A 24,714-nucleotide genomic window follows, 5' to 3' on the forward strand; every position below is an offset into this window, starting at 1 on the left:
GCACCACCCGGAACAGGCACCACCAACGTCACCGCCACCACACCCGGCGGAACCAGCAACAGCCTTCCGTACACCTACACCGCGGTGGCCGCCCCCCTGCTCACCAGCCTCAGCCCCACCGCCGGACCCACCACCGGCGGCAACACCGTCACTCTCAACGGCACCAACCTCAGCGGGGCGACCCAGGTGCTCTTCGGCGGGACCTCGGCCACCATCCTCACCAATACGGCCACCCAGATCACCGTCAGTGCTCCGGCCAGGCCGCCCGGTTCGGTGAGTGTCACGGTCACCACACCCGGCGGGATCAGCAATCCGCTGCCGTACTTCTATGTCGCCGCGCCCACCGTGACGGATCTGGCGCCGCACTTCGGGCCGTCCGCCGGAGGCAACACCGTCACCGTCTTCGGCACCGGGCTGACGCTCACCAGCTCCGTCGACTTCGGCGGGAACCCGGCCACCTCGATCACCGTGATCTCGGACAACCAGCTGACCGTCACCGCACCGGCCGGTACCGGAACGGTCGCCGTCACCGTGACCACACCGGGCGGCACCAGTTCGACCGGGAGCGGGAACCCGTACTACACCTATCTCGGAGCACCGGTGCTCACCAGTCTCAACCCGGCCCAGGGGTCCGAGCTCGGCGGTGACTCCGTGGTGCTCAACGGGCTCAATCTGACCTACACCGACGCCGTGACGTTCGGCGGCGACCCCGCCGCGTTCTTCGCGATCTCGGACACCCAGGTGGTGGCGGTGGCCCCGGGCGGGGCTCCCGGCACGGTCATGGTGGTGGCCCACACCCCGGCCGGGAACAGCAACTCCCTCCCCTACACCTACGAACCGTCCTGACCGCCCGCCGGCGGATCGGCGGGCGGCCGGACCGGCTCAGCCCACCGAGGAGTACGCCACGACACCGCGCAGCAGCCCGTCGACCGCCCGGCGGGCGCTGCGCGCCACCGTGCCGTCGGGGGCGGCGGCCGCGATCTGCCCGAGCACATCGATGACCTGTTTGGTCCAGCGCACGAAGTCACCGGCGGGCATATCGATCTCGCGCAGCACCTCGTCCAGACCGTGGCCGGAGGACCAGCGGTAGGCGGCCCAGGCGAAGCCGAGATCGGGTTCGCGCTGGCCGACACCCTCGGCCTGGTTGATCCGGTGGTCCTCCTCCAGGGCGTCCAGCCGCCCCCAGATCCGCACCATCTCGCCCAGCGCCTCCTTGGCGCGGCCCGCGGGCAGCTTGGGCGGCAGCGCGTCGTCCGCGGAGCGGGCCTCGTAGACGAGGGCGGAGGCGCAGGCGGCCAGCTCGGCGGGGGACAGCCCCTCCCAGACGCCGTCACGCAGACACTCACTGGCCAGCAGATCCAGCTCACCGTAGAGCCGGGCGAGCCGCTTGCCGTGGTCGGTGACCTCGTCATTGCGCAGATAGTCCAGCTCGGTCAGGAGCGCACAGATCCGGTCGAAGGTGCGGGCGATGGTGTTCGTCCGGCCCTCGATGCGCCGCTCCAGCTGCTTGGTGTCGCGCAGCAGCCGGTGGTAGCGCTCGCCCCAGCGGGCGTGGTCCTCACGGTCGGAGCAGCCGTGGCAGGGGTGGGCGCGCAGGGCGGCGCGCAGCCGGGTGATCTCGGTGTCGTCGGCGGCGGCCGAACGCTCCTTGCGGTGCCGGCGCACATCGTGGTGCCCGGCCTTGGTGCGCAGCGCGGAGGCCAGATCCCGGCGGGACTGGGGGCTGCGCGGATTGAACGACCGGGGGATCCGCATCCGGTCCAGCGGTTCGACGGGGATGGGGAAGTCGATCGAGGCGAGCCGCTTGACCTGGCGCTCGGCGGTGAGGACCAGCGGCCGTGGCCCGTCGTGGTGCTCGAAGCCGCGGTGGCCGTTGGAGCGGCCCGCGGGCAGCCCGGGGTCCAGCACCAGCGCGAGTCCGGCGAACTTGCCGGTGGGCACGTGGATCACATCGCCCGGCCGCAGCTTCTCCAGCGCGACCGCGGCGGCCGCACGGCGCTGGGCCACGCCCTGCCGGGCGAGCTCGCTCTCCCGGTCCTTCAGCTGGCGGCGCAGCCGGGCGTATTCGTCGAAGTCGCCGAGGTGGCAGGTCATGGAGGCGCGGTAGCCCTCGAGCCCCTCCTCGTTCCGCTGGACCTGGCGGGAGATGCCGACGACCGCCTTGTCCGCCTGGAACTGGGCGAAGGAGGTCTCCAGCAGTTCGCGCGAGCGGTGCCGCCCGAACTGCGAGACCAGGTTGACCGCCATGTTGTACGACGGCTTGAAGGAGGAACGCAGCGGATAGGTGCGGGTGCCGGCGAGCCCGGCGAGCGCGGCCGGGTCCATGGCGCGCTGCCACAGCACCACCGCATGGCCCTCGACGTCGATACCGCGCCGTCCGGCCCGGCCGGTCAACTGGGTGTACTCACCGGGGGTGATGTCGGCGTGCTGTTCGCCGTTCCACTTGACCAGCTTCTCCAGCACCACCGAGCGGGCGGGCATGTTGATGCCGAGGGCCAGGGTCTCGGTGGCGAAGACCGCCTTGACCAGGCCGCGGGTGAACAGCTCCTCGACCACCTCCTTGAAGGTGGGGAGCATTCCGGCGTGGTGGGCGGCGATACCGCGCTCCAGGCCCTCGAGCCATTCGAAGTACCCCAGGACGTGGAGGTCTTCGTCCGGGATGCCCGCGGTGCGCTCCTCGACTATCGACCGCACCTGGGCGCGCGCCGCGTCGTCGTTCAGCCTCAGCCCCGCGTACAGGCACTGCTGGACGGCCGATTCACAGCCCGCGCGGCTGAAGATGAAGGTGATGGCGGGCAACAGCCCCTCGGAATCGAGCCGGTCGATGACCTCCGCTCGGCCCGGTGTCCAGATCCGGCTGCGCTGACGGCGCTCGCGCTCCCGGTCGGCCTCCCGCATCGAGCGTCCGCGGCGCTTGTCGCGGCCGAAGCCGGGGCGGCTGTTCTCCATCCGGGCCAGCCGGACCAGGTCGGGGTTGACCTCGCGGCGGCCGCCGCGGTCGCCCTCCTGGCCGTTCTTCTCCTCGAAGAGGTCGTACATCCGGCGCCCGGCGAGCACATGCTGCCACAGCGGCACCGGACGGTGCTCGGAGACGATCACCTCGGTGTCACCGCGGACGGTGTCCAGCCAGTCGCCGAACTCCTCGGCGTTGGAGACCGTGGCCGACAGTGACACCAGGGTCACCGACTCCGGGAGGTGGATGATGACCTCTTCCCAGACGGCGCCGCGGAACCGGTCGGAGAGGTAGTGGACCTCGTCCATCACCACATGGCCCAGTCCGAGCAGTGACTGCGAGCCCGCGTAGAGCATGTTGCGCAGCACCTCGGTGGTCATGACGACCACCGGGGCCTCGGAGTTGACGCTGTTGTCACCGGTGAGCAGACCGACCTTGTCGGCGCCGTAGCGTTTGACGAGGTCGGCGTACTTCTGGTTGGACAGCGCCTTGATGGGCGTGGTGTAGAAGCACTTCCGGCCCTGGGTCAGCGCCAGGTGGACGGCGAACTCGCCCACGATGGTCTTGCCCGAACCGGTGGGGGCGGCGACCAGCACGCCCTTGCCGGACTCCAGGGCCTTGCACGCGTCGATCTGGAACGCGTCCAGCGCGAAGTCGTACATCTCTCGGAAGGGGGCCAGCGCGGTGGCCTGCTCGGCGGCCCGGACCCGGGCCGCGGCATAGCGCTCGGCGGGAGATAGCTCGTCGGTCATCGTACGTACGAGACTACCGGCCACCCCCGACAGCGCACGCGATCTTTATCCGGGCTTTGTGCGCCCCCGGCGCGCTCACCGTCCGCGTACGCGGTGGGACCCTCGGCGGCGGGGGTCGGGTGCGGGCCGTCCGACCCCCGTCCGGATCACCTCAGGTGACGTCGTCGTAGCCGTTGCGCCGGGTGGGACCGGGCTCGTCGTCACCGCCGGTCAGCTCGGCCGGGGAGCCGCCGACGGGCTCGGGGGTCAGGTCCAGGTGCGACGCCTCGTCGTCGTCCAGGCCGAAGTCGGGATCGGCCGCCCGGCGACGCGCCTTGCGCTTGTCGTTGAGGAGCGCGATGCCGCAGGCGCCGAAGTAGAGCACGGTGACCGGTCCGGCCAGGGCGAACATGCCGATGGGGTCGGTGCTCGGGGTGGCGATGGCGCCGAAGACGGTGATGCCCATGATCATGCCGCGCCACCAGCCGATCATCCGGCGGCCACTGAGGATGCCGGTGAAGTTCAGCAGGATCAGCAACAGCGGCAGCTCGAAGGCGAGCCCGAAGACCACGATCATCCGGGCCAGCAGATCGAGGAAGTCGTCCAGGGGCAGCAGGTTGTTGGCGCCCTCGGGGGTGAAGTTGAGCAGTACCTCGGCGCTCTTCGGAAGGATCTTGTACGCGAAGAAGGCACCGCCGACGAAGAGCGGCACACCGAGCCCGACGAAGCACAGACCGTACTTCTTCTCGTTGCGGTGCAGACCGGGCGCGAGGAACGCCCACAGCTGGTAGAGCCAGACCGGGGTGGAGAGCACCACACCGGTGGTGAAGGACACCTTCAGCATGATGGTGAACGGTGACAGCAGACCGTTCGTGGTGAAGTACGCGCACTTCTGGGCCGCGTCGTGGGCGGAGAGCTCGGACAGCGTGACCCCGCCGCAGCCGACCGACTCCAGCACCGGCTTCATCAGGAAGTCCACGATGTCCATGTAGAAGAACATCGCGGCGATCGTCGTCACACAGATCGCCAGGACCGACTTCAGCAACCGGTTGCGCAGCTCACGCAGGTGCTCCGCGAGGGACATCCGCCCCTCAGGGTCCTTCTCCTTCTTGCGGGCAGACTTGAGCAACCCACGTCCTCATCTCGTGCGTCGGACGGCTCATCGGAGCCGCCTTCAAGTGGCCCCGGGTCAGCGCTTGGTGGTGTCGCTCGGCTCGGAGACCGGGCGAGAACTGGTGACATCACCAGGGGCGGCCTGGATGGTGCGGTGCGCGCTCTGGTCCTGGCCGGGCGTGGGCGGGTCGGCCGGGGCGTTCTGCTGCTGCTGACCGTCCGACTTCATGGCCTTGGCCTCGCTCTTGAGGATCCGGGCGGACTTGCCCAGGGAGCGCGCCATGTCGGGGAGCTTCTTCGCGCCGAACAGCAGCACGATGACGACCAGGATGAGGATGATCTCGGTGGCGCCGAGCCTTCCGAACATAAGCGTCTACCTTCTCACCGAGGCGGCGGGGGGTGGGCTGCCGGACGCGTCGGACATGCGTCCGGCCGCTGTGCTGTCAGCGATCGTAGCGCGCACGGGTAAACCCGGGGCAATCCCCGTGCAGACGCCTGGTTGCGGCCCTCCGCCTCGTGTCCAAGGCCGCGAACAGCCAGCCTACCTCGGGCGCACGGCTCCCATCAGGGCGCCCGCGGCCGATGCGCCGGACGCGGTCAGTCGCGATCGGTGACCGTCGGTGCGGGCTGCCCCTCCCGGCGCAGCGCGTCGACGTGGGAGCCGAGGGGCACCGTGGCCCGTTCCAGGTCCTCCGCGGCCCGGCTGATCCGCCGCGAGCTCTCGGCCACCTGCCGGGACAGTCTGCGCACCTCGGCGTGGACCCGCACCGCGCACAGCGCGAGCACGGCGAGTCCGCAGGAGGCGAGCGAGAGCGCGAGCATCGGCCAGAGCATGACGCAGAGCCTAGACCGTGGGGTGCAGCCGCAGCGTACGCACCCCGCCGCCGGTGAGCAGCTCGACGATCCGCTCACCGGCCGGTTTGCGGACCGCGGCGCCGCAGTCGGGGCAGGTGAAGGAGTAGAAGGTGGTGCGGTCGCTGGCCCCGATCGCCAGCCGGAGCGCGCCCGCGGCCAGCTCGAACCGGCCGCGGCAGTCCGGACAGGCGGCCTTGAAGAGCACCGCGGCGGGATTCCCCCCAGGTTTCACTGTGTGCGTCCCTTCACTCACCGTACGCCGCGAGCGCCCGCTGCGCCGCGTCCCGGGCACTGTCCGCGAGCTCCGGCGGGGAGACGATCCGGCCGTCCCTGCCCAGCCGGAGCGCCAGCCGCCGCAGCGAACCGGGGTCGGGGGTGCGCAGGGTGATCCGCAGACCGCCGTCGGGCAGCTCCTCCGCGCTGTCGTGCGGGTAGTACTCGGCGACCCAGCGGCCGCCGGGGGCGACCTCGACGACCACCTCGGGGTCCTCGGCGCCGGTCTGCACCAGCCCGGTGGACAGGTCCGACAGGTCCCGCAGCTCGATCCGCGGCGGGTCGGACGCGTCGTTCAGCAGCTTGATCTCCACGACCCGGTCCAGCCGGAAGGTGCGCCGCGCCTCGGAGAGCCGGCACCACGCCTCCATATAGGTGCGGCCGACGGCGAAGAGCCGGATCGGGTCCACCTCACGCTCGGTGATCTCGTCGCGCGCGGGTGAGTAGTAGCGCAGCCACAGCCGCCGCCGCTCGGAGATGGCCCGGTCGACGTCGGCGAAGACACCGCCCTCGGACTCGAAGGTGACCGAGAGCCGGGCGCTGGCCCCGGCCGCCTCACCCGCGGCGGCCTCCAGCTTGGCGGTGGCGCGCAGCAGCGCGTCCCGGTCGCCCTCGCGCAGTCCGGGGAGGGTGGCCACGGCGCGGGCGGCCACCAGCAGCGCGGTGGCCTCGTCGGCGGCCAGCCGCAGCGGCTCGGCGACGTCGTCGGGGTTGTGCCACCAGATCCGCTCACCGTCGGTGTCGATGTCGAGCAGGTCCCCGCCCCGGAAGCTGGTGCCGCACAGCGGCAGCACATCGAGGTCGGAGATCAGCTCGTCCTCGCTGATCCCGAAGGCGCGGGCGACCTCGGCGACGCGCGCGCCGGGGCGTTCCCGCAGATATGTCACCAGGGACAGCATCCGCCGGGTCTGGTCAATGGCGTTTCCGGCCATATGAAGTCGGTCCGTCCCCTCAGCCCTTGGCCACGGCGCGCAGCCGGTCCACGACATCCGCCCGCAGTTCGTCGGGCGCCAGCACGACCACGTCCGGGCCGAACTCCACCAGCCAGGCGTCCAGCCCGTGGCCGTACGGGATCTCCAGCTCGTCCCAGCCGTCCCCGTCCGGGGTGGTGGAGAGCGCCTTGGCGCGCAGCGGGTAGCCATGGCCGGAGCGCAGCCGGATCCGGGCGGTCGCGGTGGCGGTCTCCCCCGACCACCGCTCCACGGTCTCGCGCACGGTGACGTGGTCGGGCACCTCCGCGGTGCAGGCTCCGCCGCGCAGCCGCACCCGGCCGCAGATCCGGGAGAGCCGGAAGACACGCTCGGCGGCCCGCTCCCGGTCCCATCCGGCCAGGTACCACTGGCCGCGCCAGCACTCCAGCGCCCAGGGCTCGACCTGGCGCTGCTCGGGGCGGGCGGCATTGGCCTTGCGGTAGTCGAAGACGACGGGGCGGCGGTCGCGGCAGGCGAGCATCAGCGGTTCGAAGGCGGCCTCGTGGACCGGGATGTGCGGCTCCAGCGCGCTGTGCGCCTGGCTGTCGTACGGGTCCTCCTCGGCCACCGGCATCCCGGCGGCGCGCAGCTTCTGGAGCGCGCCGCTGGCGGCACCCGCGAGCCGGGCCTGCTGCCAGACCTTGGCGGCGAGACCGAGGGCGGCGGCCTCCTCGGCGTCCAGGGTGATGGGGGGCAGCCGGTTGCTGTCACGGCGGGCGAGATAGCCGATCTCGCCGTCGATGCCCTCCACCGTCTCGATGACCAGGCCGAGTTCGCGCAGATCGTCCTTGTCCCGCTCGAACATGCGGTTGAAGGCGTCGTCGTTGCCGCCGCTCGCGGTACCGGCGGCCTCCAGGTACGCCTCGATGGAGCCCCGCAACTCCCGTTTGGTCAGCGGACGCCGGGTTCCCAACAGGCACAGCGCCAGATTCATCAGCCGCTCGGCCTTGGCAATCGCCATCGACGCCCTTTCTCTGTGACCTTACGACCGTGACCGTACCGCTACCGGGACGCGGGGCCAAAGCCGAGGGCCCCCGCCCGCAGGCAGGGGCCCTCGGCGGGGCTCATCCGGGCTCTCAGGCGGAGACCAGATCGCAGACGAAGATCAGCGACTCGCCCGGCTTGATCCGGCCGCCACCGGCGCCACGGTCGCCGTAGGCCAGGTTCGGCGGGATGATCAGCTGGCGGCGTCCGCCGACCTTCATGCCCTGCAGGCCCTGGTCCCAGCCGGGGATGACCTGTCCGACACCGAGCTGGATCCGCAGCGGGGTGTTGCGGTTGTAGCTGGCGTCGAACTCCTCGCCGGTGCTGAAGGCAACGCCGACGTAGTGGACGGCGATGTTGCTGCCGGCCTTGGCCTCGGGGCCGTCACCTTCCCAGATGTCCTTGATCTGCAGATCGGTCGGCGGCTCGCCGCCCGGGAAGTCGACCTCGGGCTTCTCGATGCTCACGAAATTGCTCCTCGTCACGTGGTGGGCAACCCGCACAGTCTTACAGAACCGCCAGGATGTCGACGGAGAAGACCAGGGTGGAGTTGGCCGGGATGCCCGGCTTCGCCTCGTTCTTGTAGCCCAGCTCGGGCGGGACGACGATCAGCACCCGGCTGCCGACCTTCTTCCCGGTGAGCCCCTGGGACCAGCCCTTGACGACCTGCTGGAGGGAGAACTGGGCGAGTTCGCCGCGCTTGTAGGTGGCGTCGAACTGCTTGCCGTTCTTCCACAGCACGCCCTTGTACTGGACGAGCAGCGCGTCGGACTTCTTCACCTCGGGGCCGTCGCCCTCGATGACGTACTCCGAGACCAGCTTCTTCGGCGCGGCCTTCTTGGGGACGGTGATGGTGGGCGCCTTGCCGTCGGTGTTGTCCGACACCTTGGGCAGGTCGATGTTGCTCTGGGCCACCTTGTCGCCCTTGGCCGAGCTCTTGCCGTTGAAGCGGCCCACGATGTCGATGACGAACACCAGCGTGTCGGTGCCCTTGATGCCCGCCTGCGGCTGGCCCTGCTTGCCGTAGGCGTAGGCGGGCGGCACGGCGAGCTCCAGCCGGCTGCCGACCTTGCGGTCCACCAGCGCCTGGTCCCAGCCCGGGATGACCTGACCGGCGCCCAGCTGGAAGGTGGCGGGCTTCTTCTTGTCGAACGAGTTGTCGAGGACCTTGGCGCTGCTCCAGATCTGGCCGAGATAGTTGACCTGGAGGAAGTCCTTCTTGGCCGTCGTCGGCCCGTCCCCCTTGATGACCGTCTTGACCGCCAGGGTGGACGACGGCTTACCGGTCCCCTTGGCGATCTTCGGCTTGTCGCCGAATTCCGATCCGGAGGTGATGGGGGGCACCGGCCCGCTCACGATCTTGCCACTGGGGGCGGGCGAGGGCGTGGGACTGGTGGGCTCCTTGGACGGTGATGCCTTGTCGGATCCAGACTTGTCGTCACCGCAGCCAGCCAGCGTCAGCAGGCCCGCGGGCACGGCAAGGAGTACGGAGCGTCGGCGCACGGAGTCCTCGTTACGTAGATCTTGCGATGGACGATGCGCGTCACTCTACGTCGTATGGCGGGCCCCGTCCGAAGAACGCACGGGGCCCGCACGGAACATAAGCCGTCCGCCACCTCACTCTCCGTCACATACCGGCGATGAGTTTCTCCACCCGGTCGTCGACGGAGCGGAACGGGTCCTTGCACAGCACCGTGCGCTGCGCCTGGTCATTGAGCTTCAGATGCACCCAGTCCACGGTGAAGTCCCGGCGCTGTTCCTGGGCTCGGCGGATGAAATCGCCGCGCAGCCGGGCGCGAGTGGTCTGCGGGGGAACCGACTTGCCCTCGAAGATTTTCAGGTCGTTGCAGACGCGGGCCGCCTGACCGCGCTTCTCCAGCAGGTAGTAGAGCCCACGACGGCGGTGGATGTCGTGGTAGGCGAGGTCTATCTGGGCAACGCGCGGATGGGACATGGTGATGTTGTTCTTGGCCCGGTACCGCTCGATGAGCTTGTACTTCATCACCCAGTCGATTTCGGTTTCGATCCGGTCCAGCTCCTCGGTCCGGACCGCCTCCAGGGTGCGGCCCCACAGCTCCAGCACGCGCTCGACGGTGCCGGTGCGGATGCCACGGCGGTCGCAGAAGTCCACGGCTTTCTCGTAGTACTCCTGCTGGACCTCCAGCGCGGACGCCTCGCGTCCGCTGGCCAGCCGCACCTTGCGCTGTCCGGTGATGTCATGGCTGACCTCGCGGATGGCCCGGATCGGGTTCTCCAGGGTCAGATCACGCATCACCGTGCCGGCCTCGATCATGCGGAGCACCAGGTCGGTGGCGCCGACCTTGAGCAGCATGGTGGTCTCGGACATGTTGGAGTCACCGACGATGACGTGCAGTCTGCGGTAGCGCTCGGCATCGGCGTGCGGCTCGTCGCGGGTGTTGATGATCGGCCGGGAGCGGGTGGTGGCGGAGCTGACGCCCTCCCAGATGTGCTCGGCCCGCTGGCTGACGCAGTAGACGGCGCCGCGCGGGGTCTGGAGCACTTTGCCCGCACCGCACAGCAACTGCCGCGTGACCAGGAACGGGATGAGAATGTCGGCGAGCCGGGAGAACTCCCCGTGGCGGGCCACCAGATAGTTCTCGTGGCAGCCGTAGGAGTTGCCCGCCGAGTCGGTGTTGTTCTTGAAGAGATAGACGTCGCCCGCGATTCCCTCCTCGTGCAGGCGGCGCTCTGCGTCCACGAGCAGACCCTCGAGAATGCGCTCGCCTGCCTTGTCGTGGGTGACCAGCTCGGTCACGTTGTCACACTCGGGGGTTGCGTATTCCGGGTGCGAGCCCACGTCGAGATAGAGGCGGGCGCCGTTGCGCAGGAAGACATTGCTGCTGCGGCCCCAGGAGACGACACGGCGGAAGAGGTACCGCGCCACTTCGTCAGGAGACAGCCGACGCTGTCCCCTGAATGTGCACGTGACGCCGTACTCGTTCTCCAGCCCGAAAATGCGGCGGTCCATGACTGAACATTACGCCTGATGGCCTGCTCTGAAACCGGGTTCGGCCGCACGGTTGCGATCATTTTCCGCGGCGGGTGAACACGGCCCCGGGGGAACCGGATCGGAAACCGGCTCCGGAGCGGCTCCGGAGGGCGTCCCGGGGAGGGACTCCGCGACCGGTCCCGCGCCCGCGTCCGCGCCCTGCGGGGCGACCGGCCGGGCGAGGAAGCGGCGTGCCGCGAGCAGCACCACCAGACCGGCGGCCCCGGCGATCCCGGGCACCGCGAAACCGGGGCCCACACCGCCGTACTCCACCGCGGGTCCGGCGACGGCGGTGCCGACCGCGTTGCCCACCACGAAGGTGGTCACCAGCCAGGAGAACGCCTCGGTGACGGTGCCGCGGGGGGCGTGGCGGTCGACGACGACGAACGCGCACGCCAGCGCGGGAGCCAGGAACACACCCGCCACCCCGGCCAGGACGGTCATCGCCACCACACCGGGCACCAGCACCAGCGGCAGATAGCCCAGCGCCAGCGCGGCGACCAGGACCAGCAGCCGCCGTTCGGGCGATCCGGCCCACGGGCGGGCACCGTAGGCCACACCGCCGACCAGCGCGCCGGCACCCAGCGCCGACAGCAGATAGCTGGCGACCATGCCTCCGCCGTGCTGGTCCGCGTAGGCGACGGAACCCACCGCGATGGCGCCGAGGGCCAGCCCGACGAAGAAGAAGGAGCCGAGCAGCACCAGCAGCCCGGGGGAGCGCAGCGCGCCCAGCCAGTGCGCCTCGCGCGGCGCGGAGCGCCACCGGCGGGACGGTGGGGACATCACGACGGACAGCGCGCCCGCGACCCCGAGGACATTGATGACCAGCAGCGCGGCGCCCTCCGACCACACCGCCACCACCAGGGTGACCAGCAGCGGCCCGACCGCGAACATCACCTCCTGCGCCACCGCGTCCAGCGCGTAGGCGGCGTGGATGCGGTCCTCGCGCCCGAGCACGGTCGGCCACAGCGCCCGTAGCCCGCCCTCCAGCGGCGGGGTGAAACCACCCGCGACCAGCATGGCGGCGTAGGCCACCGGCAGCGGGTCCAGTCCGGCCACGACGAACAGCGCCATCCCGAGCGCGGACACCACCGCGGCGGGCAGCATCACCCGGGGCTGGCCGTAACGGTCCACGGCGCGGCCCAGCAGCGGCTGGCCGATGGCGTTGGCCGCGCCGTAGACCGCCGACAGCGCTCCGGCCAGGGCGTAGCTGCCGCCCTCCGAGCGTGCGAACAGCAGCACCGCGATGGCGGCCGTGGCGTTCGGCAGCCGTCCGATGAGCGTGCCGGTGAGCAGCCGCGCCGCATGGCGGGTGCGCAGCAGGTCCCCGTAGCCAGCCGCCATCGTCCGTTCCCTCCTCATGGGTCAGTGGGTCGTGAGGTGTCGTGCGGTGCGGGTCATGGTCGAGTTTTACGTATAACGTCCGCCGTCATACGTACCATGGCGGCCAGCCACGGGTCCACTCCCGGGCATGCGGACGGGGCGGATCGCCGGGAACGGCGGAGGGAAGCGGAGGCGATGGTGGCGAGCGGGGCCGCTGAGAGAGGTGTCCCGGGGAACGGCCGGACGGGTGACACCGCACCGGACCGGGACCGCGCGGCGGGGCGGGCCACCAGCCGGGACGTGGCGCGTGTGGCGGGCGTCTCCCAGGCCACCGTCTCCCTGGTGCTCGGGGACAAGTGGCCGGGGCGGGTGTCCGAGCGCACCGCGGAGACGGTGCGCGCCGCCGCGCGCCAGCTGGGATACCGGCCCAATCTCGCGGCGCGCAATCTGCGGCTGGGCCGCACCCGGACCGCGCTGCTGGTGGTGCCCGCGCTGACGACCGAGTTCTTCGCCCGGGTGTACACCGGGGCGGCACAGGTCGCCGCCGACCACGGTTTCGGGGTGGTGCTCTACCCCTCCCCCGAAGGTGTCGGCCCGGCCCGGGACCCCTTCGACTCCGCGCGCGCCTCGCTCGACGGTGTGATCGCGTCCTCGATGGCGGCCGATGCCCTGGCGGCGGTGCGCGGCGGCGGGCTGCCGCTGGTGATGCTGGACAGCGACCCGGACGACCCGGCCGCGGCCGCCACCGTGAACCTCGACATGGCGGACGGCACCCGGCAGGTGGCGGACCATCTGCTCGGCCTCGGCCACCGCCGGATCGCCCATCTCGCGGCGGCGGTGGACTCCTGGACCTTCCGGGTGCGCGCCCGTGCCCTCCCGGCGGCGCTGGGCGCGGCCGACGGAGTGGTGTGGAGCACCGAACTCGCGGGGCTGAGCGTCGAGGAGGGCCGCCGGGCGGCCGAACGCGTGCTGTCCGCCCCGGGACCGCGGCCCACGGCGCTGGTGTGCGACGACGACATCCTGGCGGCGGGCGCCTGCAAGGCGGCCCGGCGGCTGGGGCTGCGGGTGCCGGACGACGTGTCCGTGACGGGCTTCGACGACCTGGCGCTCGCCACCGCGGTGGAACCGGAGCTGACCACGGTCCGGCTGCCCGCGGAAGCGGTGGGCGCGGCGGGGATGCGGGCCCTGATGGCGGTGCTGGACGGCGAACCGGCCCAGGACACCACGCTGGCCGTGGAACTCCTCGCCCGGGGCTCCACGGCCCCTCCCCCGGGCTGATCCGCCCGCGGCGGGACCCACGGTGCCATACGACCGCGCCCCGGGGGCCTCAGGGGCCGCCGGGGCGCGGGGTGGAGCGGATGGCGCGGTGCTGGAGCGGTGCGGTGGCTACTCCTCGGAGTCCTCGGCCTCGTCCTCCGCGGCGGACGAGGCCTCCGCGGCGGCGCCCTCCGACGCCAGGAGCCGGGAGAGCTGGCGGCCGAGCACCCGCTTGAACTTCCGCTGCTGTGGCCGCTTGCGGTCCAGGACCGCGACCTCGAGCTGCTCGGCGGTGAGGCTGCGCTCCCCGCCGTTGTTGTCGCGGGCGAGCGATTCGACGGCCAGCTTGAGGGCTTCGGCGAGGGTCATGCCGTCCCGGTGGCGCTGGTCGAGGTAGCTGCTGATCTGGTCGGCGTTGCCACCGACGGCGACCGAGCCGTGCTCGTCCACGATGGAACCGTCGTGCGGCAGCCGGTAGATCTGGTCGTCCTCCGGGGCCTCCCCGACCTCGGCGACGATCAGCTCGACCTCGTACGGCTTCTCGGCGGCGCTGGAGAAGATGGTGCCCAGCGTCTGTGCGTAGACATTGGCCAGACCACGGGCCGTGACATCGTCACGGTCGTAGGTGTACCCGCGCAGATCGGCGTAGCGGACACCGCCGATGCGCAGGTTCTCGAACTCGTTGTACTTGCCGACCGCGGCGAAGGCGATGCGGTCGTAGATCTCGCTGACCTTGTGCAGGGCGCGGGACGGGTTCTCGGCGACGAACAGGATGCCGTCGGAGTACTGCAGCACGACCACGCTGCGGCCGCGCGCGATGCCCTTGCGGGCGTATTCGGCGCGGTCGGCCATGGCCTGCTGAGGAGATACGTAGAACGGCGTCGTCACCGGCTGTCCGTCCCTTCTGTCAGTGGCGAATGCATTCCGGGTCCACCGTCCTCTCAGAGCAGGGCGGCGCGGGGGCCGTCCGGCTCTTCGAGCCGCCGCTCGTGGATGGCGCGGGCGACCTCGGACACCTCTGCCTCGGAGTACCTCTTGTAGCCGTCGTCGGTGATGACCGTGACGAGGGGGTAGATACGCCGGGCCAGATCGGGCCCGCCGGTGGCCGAGTCGTCGTCGGCGGCGTCATAGAGCGCCTGGACGACGGCGGTGACGGCCTGGTCCTCCGTCAGGTCATCGCGGTAGAGCTTCTTGAGGGAGCCGCGGGCGAACATCGAGCCCGAGCCGGTGGACGCGAAGCCCTGCTCCTCCGAGCGCCCGCCGGTGACGTCGTAGGAGAAGATACGTCCCTTCTCCCGGTCGACGTCCCAGCCCGCGAAGAGCGGGACGACGGCCAGGCCCTGCATCGCCATGCCGAGATTGCCGCGGATCATGGTCGACAGCCGGTTGGCCTTGCCCTCCAGCGAGAGGACGGTGCCCTCGACCTTCTCGAAGTGCTCCAGCTCCAGCTGGAAGAGCTTGACCATCTCCACGGCGATACCGGCGGTGCCGGCGATGCCGACGGCCGAGTACTCGTCGGCGGGGAAGACCTTCTCGATGTCCCGCTGCGCGATCACATTGCCCATGGTCGCCCGGCGGTCACCGGCGAGCACCACACCGCCGGGGAAGCTGGCCGCCACGATCGTGGTGCCGTGCGGGGCCTCGACGGCGCCCTGCACCGGGGGAAGCGGACGGTTCCCCGGAAGCAGCTGGGGCGAATGCGCCCCCAGGAAATCCATGAAGGACGAGGAGCCGGGCGTCAGGAAGGCAGCCGGCAGACGCCCTGTGTCACGAGTGTTGGCTTCCACACGTTTCCTTCCACCAGATCTTGAAATACTGCACGGACCATACCCCTGGCCATGGAAGTCATCCGTCCTGCGTCCCCCCTGTTCGCGGGGACGCAGGACGGAGAACGCGCGTCTTACTGGCCGCCCTTCTGGACGAAGGACCGTACGAAGTCCTCCGCGTTCTCCTCGAGCACGTCATCGATCTCGTCCAGCACGGAGTCGACGTCGTCGGAGAGCTTCTCCTGCCGTTCCTTGAGGTCTTCCGCGGCCTGTGCGTCCTGCGCCTGCTCCTCGACCTCTTCGGTCGAGCGCGACGCCTTCTGCTGTCCGCCGCCGGTGTCCTTGGTCGCCATATCCCTCACCCCGCTCGGTTCGCCCGCTGATTCGATCGGTCTCAAGATCAGACCCTACAATCCGGGTCCGACATCGGCCTCCCACTTGCTACAACGCTCGGAGGTCACCTCGATGATTCCCGGCCGGAGCCCGTTTCAGCCGCCCGAGAGGACCCGGACCAGGTCTTCCGCGGTACGGCAGCGGTCCAGGAGCTCCTTGACGTGGTTCCGGGTGCCGCGCAGCGGCTCCAGCGTGGGAACCCGTTGCAGAGAGTCACGGCCCGGGAGGTCGAAGATCACCGAGTCCCAGGAGGCGGCGGCGACATCGTCCGCGTACTGCTCCAGGCAGCGCCCGCGGAAGTAGGCGCGGGTGTCCTCCGGGGGCTTGTTCTGCGCCCGTGCCACGTCCTGGTCGTCCAGCAGCCGCTTCATCTTGCCGCGCGCCACCAGGCGGTTGTACAGGCCCTTCTCGGGCCGTACATCGGCGTACTGGAGGTCCACCAGGTGAAGCCGGGCGGCGTCCCAGTCCAGGCCGTCACGGCGCCGGTACCCCTCGAGCAGCTCGCGCTTGGCGACCCAGTCCAGCTCGCCGGACAGGCTCATGGGGTCGCGCTCGAGCCGGTTGAGCACGTCCTCCCAGCGGGTCAGCACGTCCCGGGTCTGCTCGTCCACGTCGGCGCCGAACCGGTCCTCGACGTACTTGTGGGCCAGCTCGAAGTACTCCATCTGGAGCTGTACGGCGGTCAGCGTACGGCCGCTACGCAGAGTGATGAGACGGCTGAGCGTGGGGTCGTGGGACACCTGGTGCAGGGTGCGCACCGGCTGGTCCACGGCCAGGTCCACCGCGATAAAGCCGTCCTCGATCATCGACAGCACCAGGGAGGTGGTGCCCAGCTTGAGGTAGGTCGAGATCTCCGAGAGGTTGGCGTCGCCGATGATCACGTGCAGCCGCCGGTACTTCTCGGCGTCGGCGTGCGGCTCGTCCCGGGTGTTGATGATGGGGCGCTTGAGGGTGGTCTCCAGCCCCACCTCGACCTCGAAGTAGTCGGCCCGCTGGCTGATCTGGAAGCCGTGCTCATGGCCGTCCTGGCCGATGCCGACGCGACCGGCGCCGGTGACCACCTGGCGGGAGACGAAGAAGGGGGTGAGGTGGCGCACGATGTCCGAGAAGGCGGTCTCCCGCTTCATCAGGTAGTTCTCATGCGTGCCGTAGGAGGCGCCCTTGTTGTCGGTGTTGTTCTTGTAGAGGTGGATGGGCTGCGCACCGGGCAGCTCGGCGGCGCGCACGGCAGCCTCGGCCATGATGCGCTCGCCCGCCTTGTCCCACAGCACCGCGTCCCGCGGATTGGTGACCTCGGGGGCGGAGTACTCGGGGTGGGCATGGTCGACGTAGAGCCGGGCGCCATTGGTGAGGATCACATTGGCCAGGCCGATGTCCTCGTCGGTGAGCTGGCTGGCGTCGGCGGACTCACGCGCGAGGTCGAAGCCGCGGGCGTCCCGCAGCGGATTCTCCTCCTCGAAGTCCCAGCGGGCGCGGCGCGCCCGGTGCATCGCCGCCGCGTAGGCGTTGACGATCTGGGATGAGGTGAGCATGGCATTGGCGTTGGGGTGGCCCGGGACGGAGATCCCGTACTCCGTCTCGATTCCCATTACGCGCCGTACGGTCATGCGGCCCTCCTTGCCCGGCGCCGCCCCCGGGCGGGATCGGCGCTCAAGTACCGCTGCGCTTCTGGTCCATGCGCGGCCCTCGATCCCCCACGCCGCGATAGTGCGGTACCGACGAGCCTAGGACGGCTTTGCGGTGCTGCGGAGATCATCTCAGTCATTGCTCCGGTCGGGCTCGTAGGACTCATACGAAGAATGCGGTCCGAAAAGCGCATCCGGCTGCGGATGCCCCGTCCAGGACATCCGCAGCCGGACAGCGGTGTTACAGGTACTGACCGGTGTTCGCCACCGTGTCGATGGAGCGTCCCGTGTCCGCGCCCTGCTTTCCGGTGACGAGGGTGCGGATGAAGACGATCCGCTCGCCCTTCTTTCCGGAGATGCGGGCCCAGTCGTCCGGGTTGGTGGTGTTCGGCAGGTCCTCGTTCTCCTTGAACTCATCCACGCACGCGGCGAGCAGATGGGAGACGCGGAGTCCCTTCTGGTTCTGGTCGAGGAATGCCTTGATGGCCATCTTCTTGGCCCGGTCCACAATGTTCTGGATCATGGCGCCGGAGTTGAAGTCCTTGAAGTAGAGGACTTCCTTGTCACCATTGGCGTAGGTGACCTCCAGGAAGCGGTTCTCCTCGGATTCCGCGTACATCTGCTCGACGACCGACTGGATCATGCCCGCGACGGCAGCCTTCGGGGACCCGCCGTGCTCGGCGAGGTCGTCCGTGTGCACCGGGAGGGTGTGGGTCAGGTACTTCGAGAAGATGTCCTTGGCGGCCTCGGCGTCCGGACGCTCGATCTTGATCTTCACATCGAGGCGGCCGGGGCGCAGGATCGCGGGGTCGATCATGTCCTCACGGTTGGAGGCGCCGATCACGATCACGTTCTCCAGGCCCTCGACACCGTCGATCTCCGAGAGCAGCTGCGGAACGATGGTGTTCTCCACGTCCGAGCTGACACCGGAGCCACGGGTGCGGAAGAGGGAGTCCATCTCGTCGAAGAAGACGATGACGGGGGTGCCCTCGCTGGCCTTCTCCCGTGCCCGCTGGAAGACCAGGCGGATGTGCCGCTCGGTCTCACCGACGTACTTGTTGAGCAGCTCCGGGCCCTTGATGTTGAGGAAGAAGCTCTTCCCCGCGGGCTTGCCGGTCACCTCGGCGACCTTCTTGGCAAGGGAGTTGGCCACGGCCTTGGCGATGAGCGTCTTGCCGCAGCCGGGCGGACCGTACAGCAGCACACCCTTGGGCGGCCGCAGTTCGTGCTCCTTGAAGAGGTCGGGGTAGAGGTAGGGGAGCTCGACCGCGTCGCGGATCAGCTCGATCTGGTTCCCCAGGCCACCGATCTTCGTGTAGTCGATGTCCGGAACCTCTTCGAGGACCAGCTCCTCGACCTCGCTCTTGGGCACGACCTCGTAGACATAGCCGGACCTGGGCTCGAGCAGCAGGGCGTCACCGGGACGGATGGTGGTTTCCAGCAGCGGCTCGGCGAGCCGCACCACACGCTCCTCGTCGGTGTGCCCGATCACCAGGGCGCGCTCGCCGTCCTCAAGGACCTCCTTGAGGGTGACGATGTCCCCGGCGCGCTCGAACTCCATGGCCTCGACCACGTTGAGCGCCTCATTGAGCATGACCTCCTGGCCACGCTTGAGGTCGTCGAGATCGACGCCGGGGCTGACGTTCACCCGGAGCTTGCGGCCCCCGGTGAAGATGTCCGCCGTGCCGTCCTCGTTCGCCTGCAGAAAGGCTCCGAAACCGGCCGGCGGCTGGGCGAGCCGGTCGACCTCTTCCTTGAGGGCCACGATCTGGTCCCGGGCCTCACGGAGTGTGTTCGCGAGCCGCTCGTTCTGTGCGGAGACACCCGCCAGATTGGTCTGCAGCTCGACGATCCGCTCTTCGAGAATCCTCGTATGGCGCGGAGAGTCGGCGAGCTTGCGGCGCAGGACGGCGATTTCCTGCTCGAGATAGGCAACCTGACCGGCTGGGTCATCAGACCCCCGCCCCGGCCGGATGCCGCGGTTGATGTCGTCGTCGTGGGCTGCCACGGTCCTCACCTCCTCCAAGGGGAGCTGGACGCTTCCTGACCCTACCTGGGCCGGTGCGGGTTGAAACCCCTAGATCACAAACCCGGTCGGCGTGTGTCCGATCTTCACCCTTGCGCACTCCCTCACGCCAGGTGAATACCCACCCAACAACATCGGAAAGCGAGCGGTTGTATCGTCGAGACGGTCAACACCCGCCAGGGCTGGCGATATTTAGACACTGTTGAATCACGTATCGAGGGAACGGCAGGCGACGCACCGTGCGGAACGAGGAGCTCGGCGATCTTGAAGTCTGGATTGACCAGGACCTGTGCACGGGCGACGGGATCTGCGCCCAGTACGCCCCTGAGGTCTTCGAACTCGACATCGACGGTCTAGCCTACGTCAAGAGCGCCGACGATGAGCTGCTCCAGGACAAGGGGGCGACGGCCCCCGTACCCCTCCAGCTGCTGACCGAGGTGGTGGACTCCGCCAAGGAGTGCCCCGGCGACTGCATCCACGTACGCCGCGCCGCGGACCGGGTCGAGGTCTACGGCCCCGACGCGGAGTGACGGGACACCGCGTGACCGCTCACACACTCCCCGGGACCGGCAGCGCGCTGAGGACGAACTTGCCGTCCCGCCACTGCCAGTTGACCTGACGCCGCAGATCCGGACAGCACCGCGGCACCGTGGCGGACGAGTATCCCAGCAGGGTGGCCGAAACCTTCTTTCCGCGTACCGCGAAATCCCGGATGCTCATCCGCTCCTTCGGATCCACGAACGTGGCCACGATCCGGGGGGCGGCGGCCCGGCCGCCCTCGCCCTGCGTGGACCCGGAACCCCCGGAATCCGCGGACGACAGGACATACACACCGCTCGGCGGGGTACCGGTCGACGAATGACAGCGCACCACCGCGACGGTTTCCGGCCGTCCGTCCCCGTCGAGGTCCCCCGAGCCCCGGTCCACCACATCCGGCCGGGCCCCTCCGCAGTCCATCGGGTACTGCGCCGCGCGGGGATCGGGGGCCTTGACGGCCGCGGCGTGCGGCGCACTGCCGCTGGCCTCGGCGTCCGACGGCTGGACGACCGCTGACCCGGCGACGACGGCGGCCACCGCGGCCGCGGTCGCGAGCCAGTGCACCGGGCGGGTACGGGTGTGCGCGAGGTCCGGGCCCAGGGGCTGCACGCGGGATGACTCCATGTGAGAGCTGAGGCGGGGGGGGTGTCCCGCATGGTGCCACATCTCACAGGGCGCGGCCACCGCCCCGTCAGGGGGAAGTCGGTGGCCGCGCCGGGGCGTTGGTGCCGGTGGGGTCCGGCGGGGGTGTCAGGCGCTCCCGGAGCCGGTGTCCTGGCCCTCCGCGGCGCTCTTCGCGCCACCCGTGGCGCCGGAGTCCTTGCCGGTGGCGCCGTGGCCCGTGTAGTCCTCGCCGTACGCGCCCTTGGCCGGGCGGCGGCGGCGCAGCGGCGGCTCCACGCCGTCCGCGAGGCGGCGGGCGGTGAGCAGGAAGCCGGTGTGCCCGATCATCCGGTGGTCCGGGCGCACCGCGAGGCCCTCGACGTGCCAGGTGCGGACCATGGTCTCCCAGGCCGACGGCTCGTTGAAGGTGCCGTGCTCGCGGATGGCCTCGACGGTCCGGGCCAGCTGGGTGGTGGTGGCCACGTAGGCGCACAGGATGCCGCCGGGCACGAGCGCCTTGGAGACGGCCTCCAGGCACTCCCAGGGGGCCAGCATGTCCAGGATGACGCGGTCGACGTCGGTGTCGGACAGGTTGTCCTGGAGGTCGCCGACGGTGAGCCGCCAGGCGGGGTGCGGGGAGCCGAAGTAGCGCTCGACGTTCTGCGAGGCGATCTCGGCGAAGTCGACCCGGCGCTCGTAGGAGTGCAGCATGCCCTGGTCGCCGATGGCCCGCAGCAGGAACGTGGAGAGCGAGCCGGAGCCGACACCTGCCTCGACGACGCGCGCGCCGGGGAAGATGTCGGCCATCGCCAGGATCTGCCCCGCGTCCTTGGGGTAGACCACGGCGGCGCCGCGGGGCATGGACAGGACGTAGTCGGGGAGCAGGGGGCGCAGCGCGAGATACGCGACGTTTCCCGTGGTGCGCACGACGGTTCCCTCGGGGGCACCGATCAGCTCGTCGTGGGGGAAGGAACCCTTGTGGGTGTGGAAGTTCTTCCCGGCCTCGAGCGTGAAGGTGTAGTGGCGTCCCTTGGGGTCGGTGAGCTGGACCTGGTCCCCGACCTGGAAGGGCCCGCGACGGCGGGCGGCACCGGTCGGTTCGGACATGCGAACAGCCTACCGGGCGCCCGCCCGTGCCCGGGACCGCGGGGATCGCGTCCGGCGCCCGGGCGGACCGGCGGGGGCACGGTCGTCAGGAGGGCGTACGGGCCATGGCGGCGACGAAGGCGCGCTCGACGTCGGCCGTGGACAGCACCCCGAAGATCTCGCCGGTCTCCTCGATCACCAGGTACTCGGTGGCGGGGGTGGCCCGCAGGGTGTCCAGCAGTTCCTCACCGGTGAGCTCGGCGGAGACCCGCATCCCGTCCTTGAGGTCCTGGGCCAGACCGCTGACCGCGACCCAGGGGCGGCGGTGCTCGGGGATGCCGACGATGGCGGCCTCGCGCACCACGGCGGTGGGGACCCCGTGGGCGTCCACCACGACCAGGGCGCGGGCGCCCGCCTCATTGGCCCGGCGCAGCGCCTCCGAGAGCGGGGTGTCGGCCTCCACCGGGACCGCGCGGCGGGTGAGCGTACGGGCGCGGAGGTCGGGCAGCCGCTCGCGCAGCCGGGCCATCCGCAGGCTGTTGCCCGCACCGGTCCAGATGATCGCGGCCAGTATGGCGGCGAGCAGCGCGTCGGTGAGCGAGTCCACGCTGCCGAAGTCCTCGGGCTCACCGCCGAGGCCACCGGCCTGGGTGAGCAGGGGCAGGCCCACCAGCACCGCGACGGCGAGCGCCCGGCCGCTCCAGGCGGCGGCGACGGTGCCGGTCATGGGCCTGCCGCTGAGCTTCCAGACGACGGCGCGCAGCATCCGCCCGCCGTCCAGCGGCAGGCCGGGCAGCAGGTTGAACGCGGCCACGATGAGGTTGGAGATCATCAGGCCGGCGAGCAGCACGCCGGGCACCGTACCGGGCTCCACCAGCAGCATGCCGAGGTAGAAGACGCCGGAGAGGACCAGGGAGAGCAGCGGGCCGACGAAGGCGAGGACGAACTCCCGGCCCGGGGTCTCCGACTCCTTCTCGATCTCCGAGACACCGCCGAAGAACTGGAGCTGGATGCGGCGCACGGGCAGCTTGAAGCGGAGCGCGGCCACGGTGTGCGCCAGTTCGTGCACCAGCACGGAGGCGTAGAAGGCCACCGCGAAGAAGAGCGAGACCAGGTAGCGGATGGCGCCGAGCTCGGGCAGCACGCGCTCGAGCTGTCCTCCGAAGACCCAGGTGATGAGGGCGGCGACCAGGAACCAGCTGGGGGAGACATACACGGGCACGCCGAACGGCCGGCCCATCAGGATGCCGCCGCCCACCTCGCGTGGCCGCTGCGGTTTGCCTGCCTCCGGTTCGGTCGTACGGTCCGATCCCCCGCTGTCGGACTGCGGCTGCCCGCTGTTGTCCACGGTGTCCCCTCGTCGGATGCGTCGGTCGCACACCCAGTTTTGATACGGTCCCCACGATCATGCAGTGCCAGGGGCTCGGACGTCGATGGTATGCGTCCGGCTGTCGGTGGCGGGCCGTAGGGTCTTCGCCATGGGAACCACCACCGGGAAGGCCGAACAGGCGGACGGGCCACCGCGGTCCGGCCGCTCCGCGTCGCTGTCGCCGTCACGTGCGTCCGACTTCATGCGGTGCCCTTTGCTGTACCGCTTCCGGGTGATCGACAAACTGCCCGAGAAGCCGAGTGCGGCGGCCACCCGGGGCACTGTGGTGCACGCCGTCCTGGAGAGGCTCTTCGACGCTCCGGCGGCCGAGCGGACCGCCCCGCGCGCCCGGGCGATGGTGCCGGGTGAGTGGGAGCGCCTGCTGGCGGACCGGCCGGAACTGGCGGAGCTGTTCCGCGAGGAGGGGACCGGTGGTGACGGGGGCACCGGCGGCGGCGTGGACCCGGAGCGTCTCGCCGTGTGGCTGGCGGAGGCGGAGCGGCTGGTGGAGCGCTGGTTCTCGCTGGAGGACCCGTCCCGGCTGGAGCCCGCCGAGCGGGAGCTGTTCGTGGAGACCGAGCTGGAGTCCGGGCTGACCCTGCGCGGGATCATCGACCGGGTGGATGTCGCGCCCACCGGCGAGATCCGGATCGTCGACTACAAGACGGGCAAGGCGCCCGCCCCGCAGTACTCGGCCGAGCCGCTGTTCCAGATGAAGTTCTACGCCCTGGTGCTGTGGCGGCTGCGCGGCATGGTGCCGCGCCGCCTCCAGCTGGTCTACCTGGGCAGCGGGGACGTGCTGACGTACGACCCGGACGAGGGCGATCTGCGGGCGGTGGAGCGCAAGCTGCTGGCCCTGTGGGAGGCGATCCGGACGGCCACCGAGACCGGCGCGTTCCTGCCCCGGCAGACCCGGCTCTGCGGCTGGTGCGACCACCAGGCCCATTGTCCTGAATTCGGTGGTACTCCCCCGCCCTATCCGCTACCGATCATCCCCGTTCAGTCCCCGGAGGCGGCTTCGGGATAATGGGGCCGGTCGAGCGAAGGAGATCCCGTGGCGATCCGTGTCCTACTGGTCGATGACCAGCCGCTGCTGCGCACCGGTTTCCGGATGATCCTGGAGGCTGAACAGGACCTCGCGGTGGTCGGTGAGGCGGGCGACGGTCTGCAGGCCCTGGACCAGGTGCGGGCGCTCCAGCCCGATGTGGTGCTCATGGACATCCGGATGCCGCGGATGGACGGTGTGGAGGCCACCCGCCAGATCACCGGCCCCGGCCGGGACGGCCCGGCCAAGGTCCTGGTGCTGACCACCTTCGACCTGGACGAGTACGTGGTGGAGGCGCTCCGCGCGGGTGCCAGCGGCTTCCTGCTCAAGGACGCGCCCGCCACCGAGCTGGTGCAGGCGATCCGGGTGGTGGCGGCCGGTGAGGCGATGCTCGCGCCGAGCATCACCCGGCGGTTGCTGGACAAGTACGCCGGACATCTGCCCTCGGGCGAGGAGCCGGTGCCGGACACCCTGCACACCCTCACCGAGCGCGAGGTCGAGGTGCTGAAGCTGGTGGCCCGCGGACTGTCCAACGCGGAGATCGCCGCGGATCTGTTCGTCAGCGAGACCACCGTGAAGACCCATGTCGGCCATGTGCTGACCAAGCTGGGACTGCGGGACCGGGTCCAGGCGGCCGTCTACGCCTATGAGAGCGGACTGGTCCGCCCCGGCGCCCAGTAGCGGCCCCGGCATGAGCCGGACCGGGGGGGGGGGGGGGGGGGGGGGGGGGGGGGGGGGGGGGGGGGGGGGGGGGGGGGGGGGGGGGGGGGGGGGGGGGGGGGGGGGGGGGCGGG

At 70.4% G+C, this 24,714-nt stretch carries 24 protein-coding genes; 5 read left to right on the forward strand and 19 right to left on the reverse strand.

Going from position 1 to position 24,714, the window contains the following annotated elements; all coding sequences use genetic code 11:
• Positions 1-846, forward strand: an 846-nt coding sequence (locus tag AC07FT_RS33545; protein ID WP_479179870.1) for an IPT/TIG domain-containing protein, incomplete at its 5' end; no start/stop codon positions are given.
• Between the two features lie 36 nt (positions 847-882).
• On the opposite strand, the gene AC07FT_RS33550 is transcribed toward AC07FT_RS33545, so the two are convergent.
• The 11 genes from AC07FT_RS33550 to AC07FT_RS33600 form a co-directional block, all read right to left on the reverse strand.
• Positions 883-3,705, reverse strand: coding sequence for a DEAD/DEAH box helicase (locus AC07FT_RS33550; protein ID WP_479179871.1), 2,823 nt, complete (start codon positions 3,703-3,705; stop codon positions 883-885).
• Positions 3,706-3,856: 151 nt separating this feature from the next.
• Positions 3,857-4,813 carry a twin-arginine translocase subunit TatC gene (tatC, locus tag AC07FT_RS33555; protein WP_471206167.1) on the reverse strand — a complete coding sequence of 319 codons (957 nt, stop codon included), beginning with the start codon at positions 4,811-4,813 and terminating at the stop codon, positions 3,857-3,859.
• A gap of 60 nt (positions 4,814-4,873) precedes the next feature.
• Positions 4,874-5,164 (reverse strand): Sec-independent protein translocase subunit TatA, encoded by a 291-nt coding sequence (gene tatA, locus AC07FT_RS33560; RefSeq protein ID WP_201881789.1) that lies wholly within the window; start codon positions 5,162-5,164, stop codon positions 4,874-4,876.
• Between the two features lie 230 nt (positions 5,165-5,394).
• Positions 5,395-5,631, reverse strand: a complete 237-nt coding sequence (locus AC07FT_RS33565; RefSeq protein WP_471206163.1) for a hypothetical protein — start codon at positions 5,629-5,631, stop codon at positions 5,395-5,397.
• Between the two features lie 10 nt (positions 5,632-5,641).
• Positions 5,642-5,905 (reverse strand): hypothetical protein, encoded by a 264-nt coding sequence (locus AC07FT_RS33570; protein ID WP_308358470.1) that lies wholly within the window; start codon positions 5,903-5,905, stop codon positions 5,642-5,644.
• Entirely contained in the window at positions 5,898-6,857 is a 960-nt protein-coding gene (locus AC07FT_RS33575) for a helix-turn-helix transcriptional regulator (protein WP_479179873.1), read from the reverse strand. The genes AC07FT_RS33570 and AC07FT_RS33575 overlap by 8 nt, the downstream gene beginning before the upstream one ends.
• 19 nt (positions 6,858-6,876) lie before the next feature.
• On the reverse strand, positions 6,877-7,857 hold the full coding sequence (locus AC07FT_RS33580) for a helix-turn-helix transcriptional regulator (RefSeq protein ID WP_471206154.1): 981 nt from the start codon (positions 7,855-7,857) through the stop codon (positions 6,877-6,879).
• A 115-nt stretch (positions 7,858-7,972) separates the two neighbouring features.
• Positions 7,973-8,347 carry an FKBP-type peptidyl-prolyl cis-trans isomerase gene (locus tag AC07FT_RS33585; RefSeq protein WP_254743934.1) on the reverse strand — a complete coding sequence of 125 codons (375 nt, stop codon included), beginning with the start codon at positions 8,345-8,347 and terminating at the stop codon, positions 7,973-7,975.
• A gap of 40 nt (positions 8,348-8,387) precedes the next feature.
• A complete protein-coding gene (locus AC07FT_RS33590; RefSeq protein WP_471206151.1) occupies positions 8,388-9,383 on the reverse strand; it encodes an FKBP-type peptidyl-prolyl cis-trans isomerase in 996 nt (331 codons plus the stop codon).
• 124 nt (positions 9,384-9,507) lie between these two features.
• Positions 9,508-10,869 carry a Pup--protein ligase gene (pafA, locus tag AC07FT_RS33595; RefSeq protein WP_254743936.1) on the reverse strand — a complete coding sequence of 454 codons (1,362 nt, stop codon included), beginning with the start codon at positions 10,867-10,869 and terminating at the stop codon, positions 9,508-9,510.
• Positions 10,870-10,878: 9 nt separating this feature from the next.
• Complete coding sequence (locus AC07FT_RS33600; RefSeq protein ID WP_479179875.1) at positions 10,879-12,234, reverse strand: MFS transporter; 1,356 nt, start codon at positions 12,232-12,234, stop codon at positions 10,879-10,881.
• Between the two features lie 174 nt (positions 12,235-12,408).
• Here AC07FT_RS33600 and AC07FT_RS33605 point away from each other — a divergent pair, with 174 nt between their 5' ends.
• Positions 12,409-13,491, forward strand: coding sequence for a LacI family DNA-binding transcriptional regulator (locus tag AC07FT_RS33605; protein WP_479179876.1), 1,083 nt, complete (start codon positions 12,409-12,411; stop codon positions 13,489-13,491).
• 108 nt (positions 13,492-13,599) lie between these two features.
• Here the strand turns inward: AC07FT_RS33605 and prcA are convergent, their stop codons facing one another.
• From prcA to arc, 5 genes are all read right to left on the reverse strand, one after another.
• The gene (gene prcA, locus AC07FT_RS33610) at positions 13,600-14,358 is read right to left on the reverse strand and encodes a proteasome subunit alpha (RefSeq protein WP_479179877.1); all 759 of its coding nucleotides are present in this window, start codon (positions 14,356-14,358) and stop codon (positions 13,600-13,602) included.
• Positions 14,359-14,411: 53 nt separating this feature from the next.
• A complete protein-coding gene (prcB, locus tag AC07FT_RS33615) occupies positions 14,412-15,257 on the reverse strand; it encodes a proteasome subunit beta (RefSeq protein ID WP_471206142.1) in 846 nt (281 codons plus the stop codon).
• 113 nt (positions 15,258-15,370) lie between these two features.
• Positions 15,371-15,589 carry a ubiquitin-like protein Pup gene (locus AC07FT_RS33620; protein WP_059148607.1) on the reverse strand — a complete coding sequence of 73 codons (219 nt, stop codon included), beginning with the start codon at positions 15,587-15,589 and terminating at the stop codon, positions 15,371-15,373.
• Between the two features lie 135 nt (positions 15,590-15,724).
• Positions 15,725-17,236: a depupylase/deamidase Dop gene (dop, locus tag AC07FT_RS33625; RefSeq protein ID WP_479179879.1), complete on the reverse strand. Its 1,512-nt coding sequence runs from the start codon at positions 17,234-17,236 to the stop codon at positions 15,725-15,727.
• A 259-nt stretch (positions 17,237-17,495) separates the two neighbouring features.
• Entirely contained in the window at positions 17,496-19,262 is a 1,767-nt protein-coding gene (gene arc / locus AC07FT_RS33630) for a proteasome ATPase (RefSeq protein WP_471206136.1), read from the reverse strand.
• Between the two features lie 257 nt (positions 19,263-19,519).
• On the opposite strand from arc, the gene AC07FT_RS33635 reads away from it, so the two are divergent.
• Complete coding sequence (locus AC07FT_RS33635) at positions 19,520-19,810, forward strand: ferredoxin (RefSeq protein WP_254743943.1); 291 nt, start codon at positions 19,520-19,522, stop codon at positions 19,808-19,810.
• Positions 19,811-19,829: 19 nt separating this feature from the next.
• Here the strand turns inward: AC07FT_RS33635 and AC07FT_RS33640 are convergent, their stop codons facing one another.
• The 3 genes from AC07FT_RS33640 to AC07FT_RS33650 form a co-directional block, all read right to left on the reverse strand.
• A complete protein-coding gene (locus AC07FT_RS33640; RefSeq protein WP_471206133.1) occupies positions 19,830-20,426 on the reverse strand; it encodes a hypothetical protein in 597 nt (198 codons plus the stop codon).
• A gap of 141 nt (positions 20,427-20,567) precedes the next feature.
• Complete coding sequence (locus AC07FT_RS33645; RefSeq protein WP_479179881.1) at positions 20,568-21,527, reverse strand: tRNA (adenine-N1)-methyltransferase; 960 nt, start codon at positions 21,525-21,527, stop codon at positions 20,568-20,570.
• Between the two features lie 85 nt (positions 21,528-21,612).
• The gene (locus AC07FT_RS33650; RefSeq protein WP_479179882.1) at positions 21,613-22,854 is read right to left on the reverse strand and encodes a site-2 protease family protein; all 1,242 of its coding nucleotides are present in this window, start codon (positions 22,852-22,854) and stop codon (positions 21,613-21,615) included.
• Positions 22,855-22,984: 130 nt separating this feature from the next.
• Here AC07FT_RS33650 and AC07FT_RS33655 point away from each other — a divergent pair, with 130 nt between their 5' ends.
• Positions 22,985-23,902 (forward strand): RecB family exonuclease, encoded by a 918-nt coding sequence (locus AC07FT_RS33655; protein ID WP_471206124.1) that lies wholly within the window; start codon positions 22,985-22,987, stop codon positions 23,900-23,902.
• 27 nt (positions 23,903-23,929) lie between these two features.
• Entirely contained in the window at positions 23,930-24,601 is a 672-nt protein-coding gene (locus AC07FT_RS33660; protein ID WP_009719179.1) for a response regulator, read from the forward strand.
• Positions 24,602-24,714: the final 113 nt, after the last annotated feature.

It is taken from the genome of Streptomyces sp. NPDC045899 (assembly GCF_056431485.1).